Annotated in this window: 18 protein-coding genes and 1 tRNA gene; 7 read left to right on the top strand and 12 right to left on the bottom strand. The window is 66.8% G+C overall.

Annotated elements, in window-relative coordinates; all coding sequences use genetic code 11:
• Positions 1 to 109: 109 nt before the first annotated feature.
• The 4 genes from ABG80_RS19530 to ABG80_RS19545 all read right to left on the bottom strand — a co-directional run bounded on the left by ABG80_RS19530 (position 110) and on the right by ABG80_RS19545 (position 3,492).
• Positions 110 to 1,243, bottom strand: coding sequence for an FAD-binding oxidoreductase (locus ABG80_RS19530; RefSeq protein WP_152987762.1), 1,134 nt, complete (start codon positions 1,241 to 1,243; stop codon positions 110 to 112).
• Positions 1,236 to 2,396 (bottom strand): fatty acid desaturase family protein, encoded by a 1,161-nt coding sequence (locus ABG80_RS19535; protein WP_058089237.1) that lies wholly within the window; start codon positions 2,394 to 2,396, stop codon positions 1,236 to 1,238. Before ABG80_RS19535 ends, ABG80_RS19530 begins: the two co-directional genes overlap by 8 nt.
• Before the next feature lie 147 nt (positions 2,397 to 2,543).
• Positions 2,544 to 2,633: transfer RNA gene (locus ABG80_RS19540), tRNA-Ser, on the bottom strand.
• A 31-nt stretch (positions 2,634 to 2,664) separates the two neighbouring features.
• Complete coding sequence (locus ABG80_RS19545; protein WP_058089238.1) at positions 2,665 to 3,492, bottom strand: symmetrical bis(5'-nucleosyl)-tetraphosphatase; 828 nt, start codon at positions 3,490 to 3,492, stop codon at positions 2,665 to 2,667.
• Between the two features lie 63 nt (positions 3,493 to 3,555).
• On the opposite strand from ABG80_RS19545, the gene ABG80_RS19550 reads away from it, so the two are divergent.
• Positions 3,556 to 4,848 carry a hemolysin family protein gene (locus tag ABG80_RS19550; RefSeq protein WP_058089239.1) on the top strand — a complete coding sequence of 431 codons (1,293 nt, stop codon included), beginning with the start codon at positions 3,556 to 3,558 and terminating at the stop codon, positions 4,846 to 4,848.
• A gap of 43 nt (positions 4,849 to 4,891) precedes the next feature.
• On the opposite strand, the gene ABG80_RS19555 is transcribed toward ABG80_RS19550, so the two are convergent.
• On the bottom strand, positions 4,892 to 7,534 hold the full coding sequence (locus ABG80_RS19555) for a DNA internalization-related competence protein ComEC/Rec2 (protein ID WP_058089240.1): 2,643 nt from the start codon (positions 7,532 to 7,534) through the stop codon (positions 4,892 to 4,894).
• A gap of 137 nt (positions 7,535 to 7,671) precedes the next feature.
• Here ABG80_RS19555 and ABG80_RS19560 point away from each other — a divergent pair, with 137 nt between their 5' ends.
• The 4 genes from ABG80_RS19560 to gloA all read left to right on the top strand — a co-directional run bounded on the left by ABG80_RS19560 (position 7,672) and on the right by gloA (position 10,998).
• A complete protein-coding gene (locus ABG80_RS19560; protein WP_058089241.1) occupies positions 7,672 to 8,127 on the top strand; it encodes a RidA family protein in 456 nt (151 codons plus the stop codon).
• Between the two features lie 2 nt (positions 8,128 to 8,129).
• Positions 8,130 to 8,618 carry a disulfide bond formation protein B gene (locus tag ABG80_RS19565; RefSeq protein WP_058089242.1) on the top strand — a complete coding sequence of 163 codons (489 nt, stop codon included), beginning with the start codon at positions 8,130 to 8,132 and terminating at the stop codon, positions 8,616 to 8,618.
• Positions 8,611 to 10,473: a chorismate-binding protein gene (locus ABG80_RS19570; RefSeq protein WP_235513967.1), complete on the top strand. Its 1,863-nt coding sequence runs from the start codon at positions 8,611 to 8,613 to the stop codon at positions 10,471 to 10,473. The genes ABG80_RS19565 and ABG80_RS19570 overlap by 8 nt, the downstream gene beginning before the upstream one ends.
• Before the next feature lie 108 nt (positions 10,474 to 10,581).
• Positions 10,582 to 10,998 carry a lactoylglutathione lyase gene (gloA, locus tag ABG80_RS19575; RefSeq protein ID WP_058089243.1) on the top strand — a complete coding sequence of 139 codons (417 nt, stop codon included), beginning with the start codon at positions 10,582 to 10,584 and terminating at the stop codon, positions 10,996 to 10,998.
• Positions 10,999 to 11,087: 89 nt separating this feature from the next.
• On the opposite strand, the gene aroC is transcribed toward gloA, so the two are convergent.
• The 3 genes from aroC to ABG80_RS19590 form a co-directional block, all read right to left on the bottom strand.
• On the bottom strand, positions 11,088 to 12,188 hold the full coding sequence (aroC, locus tag ABG80_RS19580; RefSeq protein WP_058089244.1) for a chorismate synthase: 1,101 nt from the start codon (positions 12,186 to 12,188) through the stop codon (positions 11,088 to 11,090).
• A 126-nt stretch (positions 12,189 to 12,314) separates the two neighbouring features.
• Positions 12,315 to 12,785, bottom strand: a complete 471-nt coding sequence (locus tag ABG80_RS19585; protein ID WP_058089245.1) for a CBS domain-containing protein — start codon at positions 12,783 to 12,785, stop codon at positions 12,315 to 12,317.
• Between the two features lie 151 nt (positions 12,786 to 12,936).
• Positions 12,937 to 14,178 (bottom strand): YihY family inner membrane protein, encoded by a 1,242-nt coding sequence (locus tag ABG80_RS19590; protein WP_058089246.1) that lies wholly within the window; start codon positions 14,176 to 14,178, stop codon positions 12,937 to 12,939.
• A gap of 79 nt (positions 14,179 to 14,257) precedes the next feature.
• Here ABG80_RS19590 and ABG80_RS19595 point away from each other — a divergent pair, with 79 nt between their 5' ends.
• Both ABG80_RS19595 and ABG80_RS19600 read left to right on the top strand, forming a co-directional pair.
• Positions 14,258 to 14,722, top strand: a complete 465-nt coding sequence (locus ABG80_RS19595) for a DUF2069 domain-containing protein (protein WP_083506319.1) — start codon at positions 14,258 to 14,260, stop codon at positions 14,720 to 14,722.
• Positions 14,722 to 16,251, top strand: coding sequence for an FAD-binding oxidoreductase (locus ABG80_RS19600; RefSeq protein ID WP_058089247.1), 1,530 nt, complete (start codon positions 14,722 to 14,724; stop codon positions 16,249 to 16,251). Before ABG80_RS19595 ends, ABG80_RS19600 begins: the two co-directional genes overlap by 1 nt.
• A 66-nt stretch (positions 16,252 to 16,317) precedes the next feature.
• Here the strand turns inward: ABG80_RS19600 and ABG80_RS21720 are convergent, their stop codons facing one another.
• Genes ABG80_RS21720 through nuoN form a run of 4 tightly spaced genes read right to left on the bottom strand, consistent with a single transcriptional unit; the run spans position 16,318 to position 19,391 of the window.
• Positions 16,318 to 16,899 (bottom strand): DUF1178 family protein, encoded by a 582-nt coding sequence (locus tag ABG80_RS21720; RefSeq protein WP_083506309.1) that lies wholly within the window; start codon positions 16,897 to 16,899, stop codon positions 16,318 to 16,320.
• Between the two features lie 51 nt (positions 16,900 to 16,950).
• Positions 16,951 to 17,532: an NUDIX domain-containing protein gene (locus ABG80_RS19610; protein WP_058089249.1), complete on the bottom strand. Its 582-nt coding sequence runs from the start codon at positions 17,530 to 17,532 to the stop codon at positions 16,951 to 16,953.
• Between the two features lie 43 nt (positions 17,533 to 17,575).
• On the bottom strand, positions 17,576 to 17,881 hold the full coding sequence (locus ABG80_RS19615) for a DUF2818 family protein (protein ID WP_083506310.1): 306 nt from the start codon (positions 17,879 to 17,881) through the stop codon (positions 17,576 to 17,578).
• A gap of 28 nt (positions 17,882 to 17,909) precedes the next feature.
• Positions 17,910 to 19,391, bottom strand: coding sequence for an NADH-quinone oxidoreductase subunit NuoN (gene nuoN, locus ABG80_RS19620; RefSeq protein ID WP_058089250.1), 1,482 nt, complete (start codon positions 19,389 to 19,391; stop codon positions 17,910 to 17,912).
• Positions 19,392 to 19,397: the final 6 nt, after the last annotated feature.

Here is a 19,397-nt window from a genome sequence, read left to right on the forward strand (position 1 = left end):
GCGGGGATTGTCCAGATGGCACCTGCTGACAAGCGGCCATGGAAAACCCTTGAGGAGGGATCACAAGGAATGTTCTGCGATGCGCCCCCCCCTGCTTGGAGGGCCCGCCTCAGGCACCCAACACCAGGTTCCGCGATCCGGGGAAGCTCGTGCAAAGGTAGACGCTGCTGCCCAGCACATTGCCGTGGGCCTGACCTTCGTGCACCGTGAGCTTGCAGGTGCCGCAAGCGCCCTTGCCACAGCCTTGCTCCAGGTGAAGCCCGTGCTCGTTGGCCAGTTGCAGCAGGGTTTTGCCTTGATCGGACGCCTTGAGCGTGATCGCCGCGTTGATGTGCTCGAACACGACCTCCGCGCCGTCCAGGTCCACGACCTGATCGCCTTGCACGGGCACGGCAGCCGCCATCTCGAAGCGCTCGGTGTGGATGTGGCGCGCGGGCACGCCCAGGGCCCTCAGCGCCTGCAGCATCTTCTGCATGAACCCATCGGGGCCGCACAGGTAGACATGCCGCTCGGCCACGTCAGGGCAACGGCGAAGGATCAGCGCCTCGTCCAATCGATCAGCGGTCTGCAAGCCGTCGGCAACGGGTGCCACCGAAGGCTGACTCAAGGCCACCGTCACCGGCACACCTGTGGCGGACCATTCGAGCATGTCGGCCCGAAAGATGACGTCGCCGGGAAGGCGGAACTGGGCCATCACGTTCAGGTCGGGTCGCTGGTCGGCCGGCATCGACAGGCATTGCGCCACCATGGATGCAATGGGCGTGATGCCCGAGCCAGCCGCCAGCATCAGCACCTTGCCTGGAAGCTGTGGATCGCCCAGCGTGAAATGCCCACGGGGCTTGCCCAGCGTCAGCACCTGCCCCGGCCGCACCGCGCTGTGCAACCATGGCGACACCACGCCACCTTCCTTGCGCTTGACCGTGATGGCCAGGCGCCCGTTGGGTCTCACCGATGGGCTGTAGCAACGGTGGTGCACCTGATCGCCCAGTTTCAACAACACCTCGATGTGCTGACCCGGCTTCATGCCAGGCCAATGTTGGTTGGGTCGCAGCACGAAGGTCTTGACGTCAGCGGCTTCGTCGATGACCTGCTCGACCAATGCCTTGAGGTCATAAGTCCAGACGAAGGGCAAGCAGCGGCGGTTGAACTCCGTCATGGTGTTGCTGACCACGTAATCCACGCTGCCCTGCCCCACGCGATCGAGCCCCCATGAAGCCACCGAATTCAGCGCCCGCTCAAGCACGGTTCGCTCCGAGGGAGATGCCCTGATCGTTCTTTGGCGGCTTGGAGAACTGCCACATCTGAGCCACGTAATTGCGGATGGCCCGACCCCAGGTCTCGTTGACCTGGTAGTTCAGCCCGTGCTTGCGGCACACGGCGCGCACTTCCTTGGACATGGCCGGGTAGTGGCGCGACGGGATGTCAGGGAACAGGTGGTGTTCGACCTGGTAGTTCAGGTGTCCCCACAGGATGCTCATGAAGCGAGGGCCCTTGAAATTCACCGACGAATCCAGCTGGCTGAGGTACCAGTGTCCACGGTGGTTCAGCGCCTCTTCGGGCTGCAAGGGGGCCGTGAAGTGAGTGGCCTGGATGGTCAGCGCGATCCAGTAGTTGTTGATGGCGTCGGCCAGCATGTTGCCCAGGAACACCTTCCAGAAGGAGAACCCGGTGGCAAGGGCCAGCAGCGGGAACACCAGGTATTCCTTGAACAGCACGCGCAGCACGGAGTGCCTGTGCCGTCGCTTGAGGTCGGCCTCGCTCTGCCCTGGGTGCTCGACCAGGGCATAGCCTTTGTTGCCCTCGGGGAAGTCCTTGGCGCGCTGGGTTTGGCGAAAACCCAGGTTCTGGTTGTTGAACCCGTACAGGATCTGCGGGTAGACCCAAAGCAGGTAGATGGGCACCTGCCAGCGGTGCATCGGGTTCCACGGCGTCTTGTCGTTCATGCGCAAAATGCCGTGGTTCAGGTCCGGGTCCTTCTCGAACACGTTGGTGTGCACGTGGTGCAGGGCGTTGTGCTCGCGGCGCCAGCCCTCTTCGTCCACCGGCGCCTTCCATTTGAAGTTGCGCGAATGGAACTGCGGGATCTCCGCAAAACCGTCGTACTGGCCATGCAAAACGTTGTGGCCAATCTCGATGGCCTCGATGTTGCGGTGCAACCAAACGAACAGCACGCCCAGCGCAAAGGTGATCGGCTCCTTGCTGACCCACAGCAGGCCTCGCCCCAGCACCTCGAAGCGCCGAGACCAGGCACGAAGCCGCTTGATGTAGGCCACGTCCTGCGGACCCAGCATGTCGCGGTACTTGAGTTTGATGGCCTCGAATTCGGCCTCGATCTGGTCGTACAAGGCGCGCTGAGCGTCAGCCTCGGCGAGTGATTCCCGGGGGGGTCGGTTCATGATCTGGAGGTACGCGGGGCACGGACCTGGCGGGGCGGTCAGCTGGCTTGCCTCACAGTGCGTGAGGGAGCAGGACAACTGTGTCCCCTGGGCGGCGACAACGCCGCAGTCGATTCGACCACTGCGGCAACCACGGCAACCAGATCCTGGCGGGTGCGGTGAGATTCGAACTCACGGAACGCGCAAACGTTCGCCGGTTTTCAAGACCGGTGCCTTAAACCGCTCGGCCACACACCCTCGGAACCGACCATTGTAGTGGCAGTCCAAGTCAGGATGGCGTCGGCTTTTGTGCCTGAGGGCAAACCACCTGGACCACCTCTCGCCGCCCGCCATCGACGCGAACCGCCGTGAGGCGTCCGCCCCACACACAGCCGGTGTCCAGGGCCAGCAAATCAGGCCGATCGATCAGCCCCAGCGTCGACCAGTGTCCGAACGCCACCGGCGTGCCTTGGGTGGCACGAGCAGGCACCTCGAACCAAGGCACGAAGCCTTGGGGCGCGCCCCCCGCACCTTCTTTGGTGGCAAATTCCATCTCGCCTTCGGGCGTGCAAAAGCGCAGGCGCGTGAGCGCGTTGACCACGCAGCGCCAGCGGCTCACGCCTGTGAGGGTGTCGTCCCAGCGCGCGGGCTCGTTGCCGTACATCTGCGTCAGGAAGTCACCCAGGTCGGGGCTGCGCAGAATGGCCTCGATCTCACCGGCCAGCGCCACGGTGCGCGCCGCGTCCCACTGCGGCAGCACGCCCGCGTGCACCATCAGCCAGCCGGCGTCCCACACCGCCAGGCGCTGCTGACGAAGCCAGTTCAACCAGTCGTCGCGGTCGGGTGCTTGCAAGATGCCGTCGAGCGTGTCGCTGCGGTGCGGCTTGCGCACCCCGTGAGCGATGGCCAACAGGTGCAGGTCGTGGTTGCCCAGCAGACAGGTGGCCGCCCCTCCCAGCGCCCGCAGGCGCCGGAGCACGCCCAGCGAGTCCGGACCGCGGTTGACCAGGTCCCCCAGGAGGAAGAGCCGATCGCGGGAAGGAGAAAAATCGATGGTCTGCAGCAATCGCTCGAGCGGATCGCAACAGCCTTGGAGGTCGCCGACGAGGTAGTCCATGGCCCGGATTCTGCTACGCTTGCTGTCCCTTTACCGACGGCCCGGCCACGCCCGGTGCCTTCAATGGACTTTGCGCTGCTGATTTTCCTCATCCTGCTCAACGGCTTGTTCGCCATGTCCGAGATGTCGCTCGCGGCCAGCCGCAAGGCCAGGCTGCAGGTCATGGCGGAGACGGGAGACGCAGGCGCGGTGGCCGCCATCGACCTGCACGACAACCCCACGCAGTTCCTGTCCACCGTCCAGATCGGCATCACCTCCATCGGCGTGCTCAACGGCATCGTCGGTGAGGCCGCGTTTTCCAGCCCGCTGGCGCAGTGGCTGCTGACCCATTTCCCGCTCACCGAAGGCATCGCGGACATCACGGCCACAGCGCTGGTGGTGGTCATCATCACCTTCGCCACCATCATCTTCGGTGAACTGGTGCCCAAGCGCGTGGGTCAGATGTACCCCGAATCCGTGGCCCGCCTCATGGCGCCGCCCATGAAGGTGATCTCCAGCCTGACCAAGCCCTTTGTGCACCTGTTGTCGGTGAGCACCGAAGGCATCCTCAAGCTGCTGGGCATCAAGGACAACGGTGGGCGCAGCGTGACCGAAGAAGAGATCGCGGCCCAGCTCGAAGAGGGCCTGGACGCCGGCGTGATCGAGGCCCACGAGCACCAGATGGTGCGCAACGTGTTCCGCCTCGACGAGCGCCAGATCGGCTCGATGATGATCCCGCGCAGCGACATCGCCTGGCTCGACATCGAAGAGCCCATGGCCGAGAACATCGCCATCATCGCCGAGCACGGTTATTCGCGTTACCCGGTTTGCCGAGGTGGCCTCGATGACGTCGTGGGCGTGGTCACGGCCCAGCAGCTGCTGCACCAACTCACCCAGCAGCAGAGCAACGACCTCAGCCAGAACCTGCTGCCTGCGGTGTTCGTGCCCGAGACGCTCTCCGGCATGGAGTTGCTCGAGCACTTCCGTGGCTCGGACACGCAGATGGTGTTCGTGGTCGATGAATACGGCGAGGTGCAAGGCGTCATCACCCTGCGGGACGTGCTCGAGGCCATCACCGGCGAGTTCACGCCAGCCGAGCCGAACGACGCCTGGGCCGTGCAGCGCGACGACGGTTCCTGGTTGATCGACGGCCTCATCCCGGCCCCCGAGTTGAAGGACCGCCTGGAGATCAAGAACCTGCCCGACGAAGACCGTGGCCGCTACAACACGCTGGCGGGCCTGGTCATGCTGCTGCTGGGTCGCCTGCCCCGCGTGACCGACGTGGTCGAGTGGCACGGATGGCGCTTCGAGGTGGTTGACATGGACGGCAAGCGCATCGACAAGATCCTGGCCAGTCGCTTAAACGAGGCCGACTGAGGCCTTGGTTCACCGTCCCGCTGCAAGCGATCGCGGTATCGGCTCATTGTTGCCAATGGTGTGTCCTCGTCGATCGCCAGCATCGGCCGAGCGCGGGCTGACTGCGTGACCCAGGCACTGCTGACGCGACCGCAGCAAGCTCGGCGCTCTCCCAAACGAATGCACCACACACCGGCGTGGTGACCGTCGGGATGCCCGCTTCGGCGTAGCGCTGCATGACCGCTGGGCTGGGGTGCCCATAGGCATTGCGCAGACCCACCTGCACCACCGCCTGGCGAGGTGCCACCGCGCGCAACCATTCCGGCGTCGAAGAAGTGCGACTGCCATGGTGTGGCACCAGCATCACCGTGCTGCGCAAGCGAGAGGCAGGCCAATGCGCCAGGAGCGCCCTCTCCTGATCGGCCTCGATGTCGGCGGTCAGCAGCAAGCGCACCGGCTGCCGCGCTGAGGCCTCCACTTGCAAAACACACGAGCGCGCGTTGTCGGAAGCACCGGCCTTCATCGGCCCCGGGTGCAACACCCTGAAAACCACGCCGTCCCAGGTCCAGCTCATGCCCGCCACGCAAGCTCGGTGTTGAACCGCATGTCGCCGCAAGGGGTGCTCGGCCTCGAAAGGCGTCATCAACTCGCCAACCTCCATGCTGTCCAGCAGGCTCTGCGCACCTGCGCTGTGGTCGGCATCGTCGTGACTGATCATGAGCGCGTCCAACCGATGCACCCCCATCGACTGGAGCATGGGCGCAAACACGCGCTCGACCAGGTCGCTGCCATCGGGTCGCAGCGGTCCTGCGTCAAACAGCAGGGTGTGCGACGACGTTCGGACCAAGGTGCCACCGCCCTGCCCCACGTCCAGCACCACGGCGCTGAACTGCCCTGGCTCAGGCCGGGGCAGCAGGTGCCACGCGTCCGGCAAGCGAAAAAATGGCAGCAGAAATGGCAAGGCCAGCACACGCCAGTGCCAGCGCCCGGGTAACGCCAGCACGAAGGCCGCCGCGATGCCGCTGGCCGCCACCCAGCCCGGCAAAGCGGGCACCGTCCAGACGGCGCCTGGAGCCTGCGCACTCAGCGACAGTGCCCACCAGCTCGCCTCCAGCCCCCAGGCCGCCACGTCCCAGAAGAACGGAAAGACCACCCCGGCCAGGGCCAGGGGCGTGAACACCAGGGTGAACAAAGGCACAGCCAACAGGTTGACCCCGGCCCCCACGATCGAGACCTGCTGAAAGCACACGAGGGCCAGGGGAGCCAGGGCCACCGCCACCAGGCGCTGGGTCTGCAGCAGCTCACCCCCTGCCTCGCGCCAGCGGGACCACCACCGCCCCTCGGCCCATTCGTCGGCCGAAGCCTCGGGCACCCGCACACCCGAGGCCAACAGCACCCCCACCGCGACGAACGAAAGCCAGAACCCGGGCTGGGCCAGCGCCCACGGATCGGTCACCGAGACCAGCGCGGCACCCGGCAGCCACACCAGCGGCCAAGGCCAGCGCCGCCCGACGGAGCCCAAAACGGTGACAAAAACCATCATCCAGACCGTGCGTTGAGCGGGCACGCCCCAGCCAGAGGCCAATGCGTAGAGCGCGGACACCCCCAGGGCCACCCAGGCTGCCACCGTGTGGGCGGGGATCAGGCGGGTCAGCGAAGGCAGTCGGGACCAGGCCCCTCGCACCAACCATGCCGCCAGCACACCGAGCAGGGCCACATGGGTGCCGCTGATGCTCACCAGGTGCGCGGTGCCTGTGCGCTGCAACACCACCCAGTCGGCGCGGCTGATCGCCGCCTGATCGCCCACCGACAGCCCCGCCAGCACACCGGCGGCACGGGCATCTGGCACGTGCGAGAGGATGCGATCGCGAACACGCTGGCGCCAGGCGTCGATGGCGTCCAACCGCGCTTCAAGCATGCCAGGCTCCGGCTGCGCCTGCGGCGGCAGGCCCCGGGCGGAAACCACCTGCCCGACCGCCCGCACACCCCGAGAAAACCGCCCGAGGGAGCCATCACCCACGCCTGGGTTGACGCGGTCATCGGGGGCACGCAGGCGCATGGCGACGCGCCACGACTCACCTGGCTGCGGCGGTCCATCGGGGCTGGGTCGCTCCCAGAAAAGCTGGACACGCTCAGGCCATTTGATGCCGGACGACGGGGCAGAAGGCTCGAGCCAGCGCAAAACGCGAGCCTCGACTTGCCAGCGCACCATGCGGGGCTCAGGGGCTGGGGGCGCAGCGAGCGCCTTGGGGGGCCAACTGGCAGTCGCCTCGGCGGTGTCCGCACCGGGGCGCGAGTCAGCACCCTGCCTTGCGCGCCTGCCCGGCGCCTGGGCCGCCAGGCGCTGAGGCAGCCCTCCCCAGCGCAAATCGGCCAGCACCTCTTGGGTAGACAGGTCCGCAGGCCAACGCTGCTCCAGCTTGTCCAACGCTCGCCAGCCCGTCAGACCCCAGGCCAGGCCAGCCAGGCCCAACGCAGAGAGGACACGCGAGGCCGCCGACCAGCGCCACGCCGCGCCACGCGCGCCAACCAGGCCTTGGACGCCAACTCGCCGGTGCAGCCACCACCGCCCCAGGACACCCAGCAGCAAGCCGCTCGCCCCCCAAGCCAACGCCAAGCCACACCACGCTCGCGCGGGCGGTTCCGACATGAGTTGCAGCCCCGTTCCCAGCAGCCAGGCCAGGCTGGCGCCAAGCCATGTGTACACGTGGCTACCCCTTCCCTGTTCGTTGTGTTTCGGCTCAGTGTAGGATCGGCTGCACCCGGGTCGGCCACGCGTCGCACCCCATGAAAGACGCCCCAAGAAGCGGGTGCCACTCCCCCTCTTTGCCGACACAAAACCCCATGTCGATCGAACAACGCCTCCAGGTCCTGGGCATCACCCTGCCCCCCGTGGCCGTGCCTGCCGCCTCCTACCAGCCCTTTGCCCGCACCGGCAACCTCGTCTTCCTGTCCGGCCACATCGCCAAGAAAGACGGCCAGGTCTGGGTCGGCCAACTCGGCAAAGACATGGTCACCGCCCAGGGCCAGCAGGCCGCGCGCGCCGTCGCCATCGACCTGCTGGGCACGCTGGCCGTGGCAGCCGGTGGACTGGACAAGGTGGTGCGCATCGTCAAGGTCATGAGCCTGGTCAATTCCACGCCCGACTTCACCGAGCACCACCTGGTCACCAACGGCTGTTCCGAGCTGCTGGCCGAGGTCTTCGGCGAAGCCGGCCGCCACGCCCGCAGCGCCTTCGGCGTGGCGCAGATCCCGCTGGGCTCTTGCGTCGAGATCGAGCTGATCGCCGAGGTCCGCTGAGCATGAACCTGCGGCTGTCTCCTCGCGTGCTGATGGCCCTCGCTGGCCTGGCCTGCGCCGCTTCCGTGGGCCTGGCGCTTCTGGCCCAGCACCAGTTCAACATGCAGCCCTGCCCCTGGTGCATCCTGCAGCGGCTGATCTTCGTCGCGCTGGCCGGTCTTTGCCTGCTTGGCGCGGCCGTGCCCGCCCTGCCTCGTCGGGTGCTGGCTGCGTTGGCCCTGCCCTTTGCAGCGGGTGGCATCGCAGCCGCGCTGTGGCAACACTTCGTGGCGGCCAAGACCTCGTCCTGCGACATGACCCTGGCCGACCGCATCGTCATGGCCACCGGCCTGGACAGGCAACTGCCAGAGTGGTTCGAGGTGCGCGCCACCTGTGCCGACGCCGCCGTCAGCGTCTTTGGCGTGCCCTTCGAGTTCTGGGCGCTGGCTTTGTTCGCCATCGTTGGCCTGGTGCTGCTCCTCAACGTGCTCACCCCCTCTCGCCGTGCTTGACCAGGTGCCTGGTGCGCCCACGGCCCGGGTGGACTTTCCGCCCGAAGCGCCAGGGCTCGCACGCCGCCAGCTGACTTTGCGCCAGCCCCTGCGCTGGCTGGTCGCGCACGACCCCAGCCAGGTGCCCGGCCTGCTGGACGCCGCCCACGAACTGGCCCGCAACGGGCACTGGCTGGTGGGCTGGGTGGCCTACGAAGCTGCGCCAGGGCTCGATGCCTGCCTGCCCGTCAAGGCATTGCCACCAGGGCAACCATATGCCCTGTGGGCGGTTTTTGAGCCCGAGCAGGTGCAGGCGGTTCAACCTCACCCTGCCGAAGTGGCCGTGGCGGGTTCACACGCCAGCCAGCCGCCCCCGGCTGCGACCAGCTGGTCTGCCAGCAACTGGTCGTCCGACTTCACCGAATCAGAAGCGGCCAGCCGAATCGACCACATCCGCGACCTGATCCAGGCAGGTGAGGTCTACCAGGTGAACCTGACCAGCCGCCTGCGCAGCCCTTTCGAGGGCGGCCCGACGGCCATCGAGCCCTTCTTCGACGCCCTGCGCCGCAGTCAGCCCGAAGGCTACGGTCTGATGCTCGACGCTCGGGCAGCCAGTCGCAGCCCGGGCGTCGTGCTCAGCGTCTCCCCCGAGCTCTTCTTCGACTGGGACGGCGAGGTGATCACCGCCCGTCCCATGAAAGGCACGGCCGCACGCGGCAGCGACACACAATCCGATCAGGCGGCGGCCGACCACCTGCGCATCAGCCCGAAAGAGCGCGCAGAGAACCTGATGATCGTCGACCTGTTGCGCAACGACCTCTCGCGCATCGCCGAGGTCGGCAGCGTGCAGGTGCCGTCCTTGTTCGACCTGCAGGCGCTGCCCACCGTCTGGCAGATGACCTCGACCGTGACGGCACGCTCGCGCGCGGGCCTGAAGCTGAGCGAAGCTTTCGCGGCGCTGTTCCCCTGCGGCTCGGTGACCGGTGCCCCCAAACGCCAGGCCATGCACCACATTGCACGGCTGGAAAGCGGGCCGCGAGGTGTCTACTGCGGCGCCGTCGGCCTGATGAGCCCCGGCGGGCGCGTGACCTTCAACGTGCCCATCCGCACCGTGGTGTTGCACACGCCCCCGCCACCGGCCCCATGGACGGCACACTGCGGCATCGGCAGTGGCATCACGCTGGATGCGAGCGCCGATGGGGAATGGCGCGAATGGCAGGTCAAGCGCGGCTTCCTCGATCGGGCGAGCCAGCCTTTCGAGCTGCTCGAATCAATGCGACTGGAAAACGGGCGACTGCTGCGCCTGGATGGCCACCTGGCCCGCCTGCGCGCCGCCGCCGCACACTTCGGCCATCGGCTGAACGACGCCGACGTCAGCAAAGCCCTGGCCCTTGAAGCCGCAGCGCACCCGAGCGGGGTTTTCAAAGTGCGACTGCTGGTGGCCGCCGACGGCGGTGTGCAAGCCCAAACAGCCCCGCTGGCGCCCCCACCTTCCTCACCGCCTCGCGTGGCACTGGCCACCGAGCCCATGCCATCGGCTGACGACTTCATCCGGCACAAGACCACACGAAGGCAGGCCTACGACCGCTTTGTGCCGCCGGCAGGCTGCTTCGACACCTTGCTGTTCAACGCGAACGACGAACTCACGGAGTTCACCATCGGCAACCTGGCCCTGAAGCTCGATGACACCTGGTGGACCCCCCCCCTGTCTTGTGGGCTGCTGCCCGGCGTGATGCGCTCGGAGCTGCTGGCGCAAGGCACCTTGCACGAGCGGGTGCTGACCCGATCGGACCTGGCGCACGCCCAGGGTTTGGCGCTGATCAACAGCGTTCGGGGCTGGATTGACGTCAAGCCGAGCACGCCCAGCTCGGCGTGACGCACTGACGCAGCAGCGCGTTGACGCACAAGGCCCCAGCGAAGCAAGCCTGGGGCCCCTTGCGGCAAACTCCGGTGTTTGACACCACGGCTTGGCAAGCACCTCACCATGCGCCTCCTTCACACCATGCTGCGCGTTGGCAACCTCCAGCGCTCCATCGACTTCTATACCCAGGTGCTGGGCATGCAACTGCTGCGCACCACCGAACGCCCGGAGCAGCAGTACACGCTGGCCTTCCTGGGTTATGGGCGCAACCCCGAGCACGCCGAGATCGAGCTGACCTACAACCACGGCGTCGAGCAGTACGAACTGGGCACGGCCTACGGCCACATCGCCATCGGCGTGGACGACGCCAAGGCCGTGTGCGACGCGGTGCGCGAGAAGGCTCAGGCCCTCGGCGGCGCCGTCACGCGCGAGGCTGGACCGGTCAAGGGCGGCAACACCGTGATCGCCTTCATCACCGATCCTGATGGCTACAAGGTGGAATTGATCGAGCGCCCCGAGGGCGCTCGCGAACTCAACTGACCGAGAGCCGCAGCAAACACAAAGGGACCCAAACGGGTCCCTTTTTCATGGCGCCATCAAGGCAGGGGGTTCGTCGTTCGTCGCGTCATTCAGCCGCGCGAAGCCGGGATCTTGGGCGTGCTGACCTCGACGTCACCGCATTGCGCACGGTGGCGCAGCGCGTGGTCGATCAGCACCAGCGCCAGCATGGCCTCGGCGATCGGCGTGGCGCGGATGCCCACGCAGGGGTCGTGGCGGCCAAAGGTCTCGACCGTGGCGGGCTGGCCACCCAGGTCGATGGACTGGCGCGGCGAGCGGATCGAGCTGGTCGGCTTGATGGCAATCGCCACGCGCAGGTCCTGCCCCGTGGAGATGCCACCCAGCACACCACCTGCGTGGTTGGACGCGAACCCATCGGGGTAGAGCTCGTCGCCATGCACGGTGCCGCGCTGCGAAACGCTCTCGAAGCCCGCGCCGATCTCGACACCCTTGACCGCGTTGATGCCCATCATCGCGTAGGCAATGTCCGCGTCGAGCTTGTCGAACAAGGGCTCACCCAGTCCCACGGGCATGCCCGAAGCCTCGACGATGAGCTTGGCGCCACACGAGTCACCGTCCTTGCGCAGCTCGTCCATGTAGGCCTCAAGCTGCTCGATCTGGCTGGTGTTGGGCGCAAAGAACGGGTTGTTGGGCACGTGCTCCCAGCCCTCGAAGGCGATCGGCACGGTGCCCAGTTGCGTCATGCAGGCGCGGATCTCGGTGCCGAACTGCTCCTTCAGCCACTTCTTGGCCACAGCGCCGGCGGCCACCATGGGCGCGGTCATGCGGGCCGACGAGCGGCCACCACCACGCGGATCGCGGATGCCGTACTTGTGCCAGTAGGTGTAGTCGGCATGGCCCGGGCGGAAGGTCTGCAGGATGTTGCCGTAGTCCTTGCTGCGCTGGTCGGTGTTGCGGATCAACAGAGCAATCGGTGCGCCCGTGGTCTTGCCTTCGTAGACGCCGGAGAGGATCTCGACGGCATCGGCTTCGTTGCGCTGGGTGACGTGGCGCGACGTGCCAGGGCGGCGGCGGTCCAGGTCAGGCTGGATGTCGGCTTCGGACAGGACCATGCCCGGGGGGCAGCCGTCGATGACGCAGCCGATGGCCGGGCCGTGCGACTCGCCGAAGTTGGTGACGGTGAACAAAAGACCAATGGTGCTGCCAGCCATGACGCGGAATCCAGATCAATCAATGACGCAAAAGCGTATTGTCCCCCATGCGGAAAAGTTCATGGCGGCAAAGAAAAACGCCCGGACGAAAACCGGGCGTTGCATGCGCATCGGGTGAAAACCGGCTCAGAGCAGCGCCTGGCGCTCGCCCCCGGCGTTCTCTTCGACCGGCCAGTCGCGGATGTAGGCCTTGAGCATGCGGTTCTCGAAGTCCTGGCCATCGACCACGGCCTTGGCGACGTCGTAGAACGAGATCACGCCCATCAGCGTGCGCTGGGTCATGACCGGCATGTAGCGCGCGTGGCGGCTGAGCATCATGCGCCGCACCTCGTCGATGTCGGTCTCGGGGGTGCAGGTCAGGGGGTGGTCGTCCATCACGGTGCGCACCACCAGCGAGCCGAAGCTGCCGCCATTCTTGACCGCCCCACGGATGACCTCGCGGAAGGTGAGCATGCCGGCCAAGTCTCCGTGGTCCATCACCACGAGGGAGCCGATGTCGTGTTCGGACATGGTCTGGGCGGCTTCGGCCAGCGGCTGTTCGGGCTGAACGGTGAACAAGGTGCTGCCCTTGACGCGCAGGATGTCGCTGACTTTCATGGATGTGTCTCCTCGGTGGGGTCTCACAGTGGGTTGCACATGGTCGCGATGCCGGGTGGTGCCGGCACGCAAGGGGTGTCACCTTGATTGCGACAGACCTGCGCCAAAGTGACCAGCGGGATGACCCTGATCCTGCCAGAAAAAGCTCAACTCAGCTCATGACCTGACGCAGTGTGAGGCGTTCCAGTGCCGCTTCGCGCCAGAAACCCTGCGCCAGCTGGTCTTGCTTGAGCAGCAGGCGCTCGACCAACGGCCCCACACGGGTGTGATCCGGGTCGCACAGCAGCACGTAGCGCGCGCCCCGCTCGCCCTCAGGCTCATTGAGTTCAGCGATCCAGTCCAGGGCCTTGAGCGCCTCCAGCAGCGGCTCGATCTGCAGGGGGTCGGTACGCAGGTGCTGCGCCAGCCCCACCGTTGACAGCCCCTTGCGCTCGCTGTGCTGCATCACCGCCAACGCCTTGAGGATGGCCAGCGCCAACGAAAACTGCAGCCCGGGCGCATCGGGCCAACGCTTGACCTGCGACAGCAGGCTGGGCGTGTAGGCCGCCACCACCGCCCCCATGAGCACGATCAACCAGCTCAGGTAGATCCAGATCAGGCAGATGGGCACGGCCGCGAAGGCGCCATAAATGGTCGAGTACGCAGGCACCTTGGCCAGGTAAAGCGCCAGCCCCCGCTGCGCCAGCTCCAGCCCCAGGGACGCGAAGATCGCGCCGCCCCAGGCGTGCTCGGTGCGCACGAAGGTGTTCGGCACGTACTTGTAGAGCGCCGCGAAACCCGCCGTCTGCAGCACGAACAGGATCAGCGAAAGCAGGAAGCCGACACCTCCCGGCAGCTCGCCCACCAGTCCGCGCGACGCGGACAGCACGTACGACGTGAACGACAGGCTGCCGCCCAGCAGCAGCGGCCCCAGCGTCAGGGCCGCCCAGTAAACCAGCACCCTTTGCGCGATCGGCCTGGAGCTGCGCACGCGCCAGATGCCGTTGAGCGTGCGGTCGATGGTCAGCATCAGGGCCATGGCCGCCACGCCCAGGCCGATCAAGCCCAAAACACCGAGCTGGCTGGCCTTGGCCGCGAACTTGGTCAGCGACAGCACCACCTGCTTGGCAATCACGTCAGGCAGGATGCCGGCCAGCACCTGCTGCTCCAGCGCCTTGCGAAAGCGCCCGAACACCGGGAAGGCGCTGAACAGCGCCAGCATCACCGTGAACAAGGGCACCAGGGCGATGGTGGTGGTGAAGGTCAGGCTGCAGGCGGTCACGCCCAGCCGGTCTTCCCGAAATCGCTGCCTCAGGGTGTCCCAGGTCTGACGCCAGGGCCAGGTTCGAAGGGTCTCGACAAGCAGGTGCCAGCGCTGGGATGCGCGAGCCAGGAGGGGCCTCTTGGAAGTCATGCTGGCTATGATGCCAGCGTCTGTACACTGCCAGCCCGGCCACGCGCGCCCGCGCCACGCCACGCAGCCTCACCCCACCATGCCCCTGACGCCCCCCCTCGACAGCGATGTCGCCCTGGACGACCCCATCCTGGGTCAGCACACGCCTGAGCGACTGGCCTTGATCCAACGCCTGCGCGCCGCTTGTGTGGCCGCGCTGGTGGCCCTGATCGGCCTGTGCGTGGCGTGGGAGCTGTGGCTCGCGCCGCTGCCCGGCGGCACCGGTGTGCTGGCCTGGAAAGCCCTGCCCCTGACCTTGGCCCTGGCCGGCATGCTGCGTCACCGCCTCTACACCTACCGCTGGATGTCGCTGCTGATCTGGCTGTATTTCACCGAAGGCGTGGTGAGGGCGGCGAGTGACCGGGGCACATCGCAGTGGCTGGCCGGCATCGAGGTGGCCTTGAGCACCGCCCTGTTCGTCGGCTGCGCGGTGTACGTGCGCCAGCGGCTGAAGGTGCTGCCGCCCAAGAGCAAGAAGGGCCAGCCCCCGAAGGAACCGGCCTGATGCCCTCCTCCAGCCACGCCGAGCTGTTGCGCGCCCTGCGAGCGGCATTGGGCGAGCAGGCCGTGCGCGAGCCCTACGCAGGCCACACCCTGACCGAGCTCCTGCAGGACTGGCGTGGCCGCTACCATGGCAGCGCACTCGCGGTGGTAAGCCCGGCCGACGCAGACGGCGTGGCCACCGCCGTCAGGCTGTGCGCCGCCCACGGCGCGAGCATCGTGCCCCAGGGCGGCAACACCAGCCTGGTTGGCGGCTCGGTGCCCGACGCCAGTGGCGAGCAGGTCGTGCTCAGCCTGCGGCGCCTGAACCAGGTGCTGTCGGTGGACGAGGACAACCTCTCGATGACGGCGCAGGCGGGCTGCACCCTCGCCGAAGTCCAGCAGGCTGCGTCCCTCGCGGGCTTGCTCTTTCCACTCAGCCTCGCTTCGGAGGGCACTTGCACACTCGGCGGTGTGCTGGCCACCAACGCAGGCGGCACGCAGGTGCTGCGCTACGGCACCGCACGCGAGCTGTGCCTGGGCCTGGAGGTGGTCACGGCGCAAGGCGAGGTCTGGTCCCTGCTCAAAGGCCTGCGCAAAGACAACACCGGCTACGACCTGCGCCACCTGCTGATCGGCAGCGAAGGCACGCTGGGCATCATCACGGCAGCCAGTTTGCGGCTCTACCCGGCTCCCAAGGGCTGTGCCACCGCCCTGGTTCCCTGTGCCAACCCAGCCGCAGCGGTCAGCCTGTTGCGCCGGGCTCGCCAGGCCCTGGATGCCGGGCTCACCGCCTGTGAACTGATGGCCCCGATGCCGCTCTCACTGGTGCACACCCACCTGCCCGACGTGGTGAAGGCGCTGGGTGGCCTGGGCCTGCCCACCGCGACATCCCTGCGGGCCCAGGGTGACCACAGCCCCTGGTGGCTTTTGCTCGAAGCCGTGAGCCCGCTCTCCGACGACGATGCGCAGGAGCGCCTGGCCGGCGTTCTGCTCGAGGCCGGCAGCGCAACGGCTGAGGCCACGGAATCGGGTGGGCGCGAAGGTGCCAGCGCCTGCCTGGCCCAATCGCTGGCGCAACGCGCGGCCATGTGGCGATTGCGCGAGGCCATCCCCATGGCCGAGAAGATCGCCGGTCGCATGGTCAAGCACGACATCGGCATGCCAACCTCGCGCGTCCCCGAGTTCATCGACAAGGTCGGTGTTGCGCTGCGCCAGCGCTGGCCGGAATCGGCGGTGGTCTGCTTTGGTCACCTGGGCGATGGCAACCTGCATTTCAACGTCCAGCCCCCGGCAGAGTTTGCCGACGGCGACGCCTTCGAAGCGTTCGAGCTCGCCGCCAACACGCTGGTGTTCGACACGGTGCAGGCCCTCGGCGGCACGATCTCGGCGGAGCACGGCATTGGCGAGTTGCGAAAGCACGAGCTGGCCAGGCGCCACCCCCCGGCTGCCCTGGGGGCCATGCAGGCCATCAAGCTGGCGCTGGACCCCAAGGGGGTGCTGAACCCGGGGCGGATGTTGCCCGCCACAAACGAGGACACCCCCCCAGCCTGATTGGGGCCGGAGCTGGCCCCCGAGCATGGGCTCAGCGACTGTCGAGTCGCGCCCAAGGTCGCGCCTTCACTGCAAAGGCCCCTTGAGCGACTCCGGAATGGCCAGCGACATCACGTCGATGCCCTCTTCCTTCAGTTCGGTGACCTCGTCCTGATCAGCTTGCCCTCGCAGGGCTCGTTGCGGGGCATCGCCTCGGTGGATGTTGCGCACCTCTTTGACAAAGCCCTCGCCCACGTCTTCGGTTTGCTCAAGCACGTGCCGCACCGCTTGCAAGTACATCGCCTGGAGCACCTCAACGGAGGGCATGCCTGGTTCAGCGTCCAGGGCTGCAGCCCGCGCCCGCGACGCAGGAGCCTGGGACTCCCTCTGCTGGGCACCAACCGTTTGCGCCCCCTCGCCCCGTCCGGATGGCACATGCCCCGATGGGTGCGCAGGCTTGCCGACCACCGGAGCTTGTGCCCCCGACTTCTCGGCCTTGAGCGCAGACACGTTGAGCCGCACGGCGGACGGACGGCGCACCACCTCGGTCGAAGCACACACAGGGCAACTCACGAGCCCACGCGCCTGCTGAGACGCCAGGTCATCGGCCGAGGCAAACCAGCCCTCGAAAACGTGGCCATGTTCGCAATGGAGGTCAACTACCAGCATGTTGCTCGCTCGGGGACGCTGCCGACATCGGGGACCGCACCTGAACGGGGTTCAGGCCTCGACCCATTGCAGGGGCCAGTCACCGCCGCGCCACTTCTGCAGCCACATCATGCCGACGATGGTTTTCACGTCGGTCAACTTGCCGTCGCGCACCCAATCTTCGAGCTCCTGTTGGCTGGCGGCGAACACATCAAGGAACTCACCCTCGTCAAGGTGGCGCTCACCCGCCTTCAGGCCCTGGGCGAACCAGATTTCGATGACTTCGTCGGCATACCCGATGACCGGGTGCATCACGCCAGCACGCGCCCAACGGGTCGCGGTGTAGCCCGTCTCCTCAAGCAACTCGCGCTGCGCGCAACGCAGCCCGCCTTCGCCTGGGTCCAGCTTGCCCGCGGGGAACTCGATCATGACGCGCTTGACCGGGTAGCGGTATTGGCGCTCAAGCACCAGGCGCCCATCCGGCAGCACCGCCACGATCATCACCGCCCCCGGGTGCAGCACATACTCGCGCGTTGCCTGCTTGCCATCGGGCAAGCGCACTTCGTCGCGCTGCACACGGATGAAGGAGCCCTCGTACACACGAGTCGAACTCAGCATGTGCTCTGTCAGGTGGGCGTCGTCGTCCTGGTTCATGGGGGTCAGTCTGGCAGCGATCGGCTGCCACCTCGTGCATGGTTCAGTGCTTGCGCAGGTAACGCCAGACGAAGCCCGGAAAGGCCAGCGTGAGGAACACGCACAGCCAAACGGCCACGAACTCCCAGCGCACCACGCTGGCGCGGCCGAGGTGGGTTTCCAGCGCACGGCCCAGCAGCGCAATCAGCGTGCCATAGACCAGCAACTCCAGCACCCGCCAAGCCACCGATTTGGGCTCTCGGCGCGGCCCGAAGACGAACAAACGCTCGTTCACAAATGGCAAATTGGCCGCGAACAACGCGGCCAGGAGCACGGTCAGGACTGCCCAGGCGGGGACGAGGCCCGTCACGCCGGGCCCCCTTGGCAAACGCGATCCATCAGCCAGCCAAAGACTGGGTGATGGCGCGGGCGCACAGCGACAGCAGGCCGCTGGGCAAAATGCCCAGCACCAGCACCGCCAGCGCGTTGGCCGACAGCAGCAGGCGAGCGCCCGAGCCTTCGGCCAAGGCCTCGGTCTGCACCGGCTCGTCGAAGTACATGACCTTGACGACGCGCAGGTAGTAGAACGCGCCCACCAGCGACAGCAGCACCGCCACGATCGACAGCTGCAGCAGCAGCGGCGAGTTGGTGGTGATCAGCGACTGCAGCACGGCCAGCTTGGCATAGAAGCCCACGGTCGGCGGGATGCCGGCCAGCGAGAACATGAACACCAGCATGACAGCGGCCAGCACCGGGCTGCGCTTGGCCAGTCCAGCCAGGTCAGAGACCTGCTCCGACTCGAAGCCAGGGCGGGACAGGACCATGATCAGGCCGAAAGTACCCAGCGTGGTAAGCACGTAGGTCAGCACGTAGAACAGCGAGGAGCCATACCCGTTGCCAGCCGACACCGTGTTGCCGGCGATCACGGTGGGCACGAAACCCAGCAGCATGAAGCCCAGCTGCGCGATGCCCGAGTAAGCCAGCATGCGCTTGAGGTTGGTCTGCGCGATCGCGGCGAGGTTGCCCAGCGTCATCGAGGCCACGGCCAGGATCATCATCATTTGCTGCCAGTCGGTGGCCAGGTTGATCAGGCCCTCGACCAGGATGCGCATGGTGATCGCGAACGCAGCCAGCTTGGGCGCACCGGCGATCAGCAGCGTGGCGGCCGTCGGGGCACCTTGGTAAACGTCGGGCACCCACATGTGGAAAGGCACCACACCGAGCTTGAAGGCCAGGCCGGAGACGATGAACACCAGACCGAAAGCCAGCACCTGCTTGTTCAGGTCACCAGCCAGGGTGGCCTGGTAGACCTCGGCGATGTCGAGCGAACCGGTGGCGCCGTACATCATCGACAGGCCGTACAGCAGGAAGCCCGAGGCCAGCGCGCCCAGCACGAAGTACTTCATGGCCGCCTCGGTCGACTGCGCGTGATCGCGGCGCAGGGCCACCAAAGCGTACAGCGACAGGGACATCAATTCCAGACCCAGGTAGATGGTCAGGAAGTTGTTGCCCATGATCATGATGCTGATGCCCAGCAGCGAGAACATGCTCAGGGTGTAGAGCTCGCCCTTGGCCAAGTCGCGCGGGCCAGCGTACACCTGGGCGTAGACCAGGCTGCCCATGGTGGCCAGCGTGGCGCACAGGGCCAGCAGGTGACCCATCGGGTCGATCACGACCATCTTCTGCATGGCGTAGGCCGTCGCACCGTTGTCGATCTCGACGAGGTGCAGCGCGGCCACCGCGGCCAGCGAAGCCAGGGTCAGGTAGTAGGTGGGACGGCGTTGCGGGCAGGTGACGAAGAGATCCAGCAACGCCACCAGGCAGGCCATGCCCAGCAGGACGATCTCGGGGGTCACCGCGAGCCAGTTCAGGTCAGTCATGTTGTG

The sequence above is a fragment of the Aquabacterium parvum genome (assembly GCF_001447195.1).
In the GTDB taxonomy this organism is placed as follows: domain Bacteria; phylum Pseudomonadota; class Gammaproteobacteria; order Burkholderiales; family Burkholderiaceae_C; genus Aquabacterium; species Aquabacterium parvum.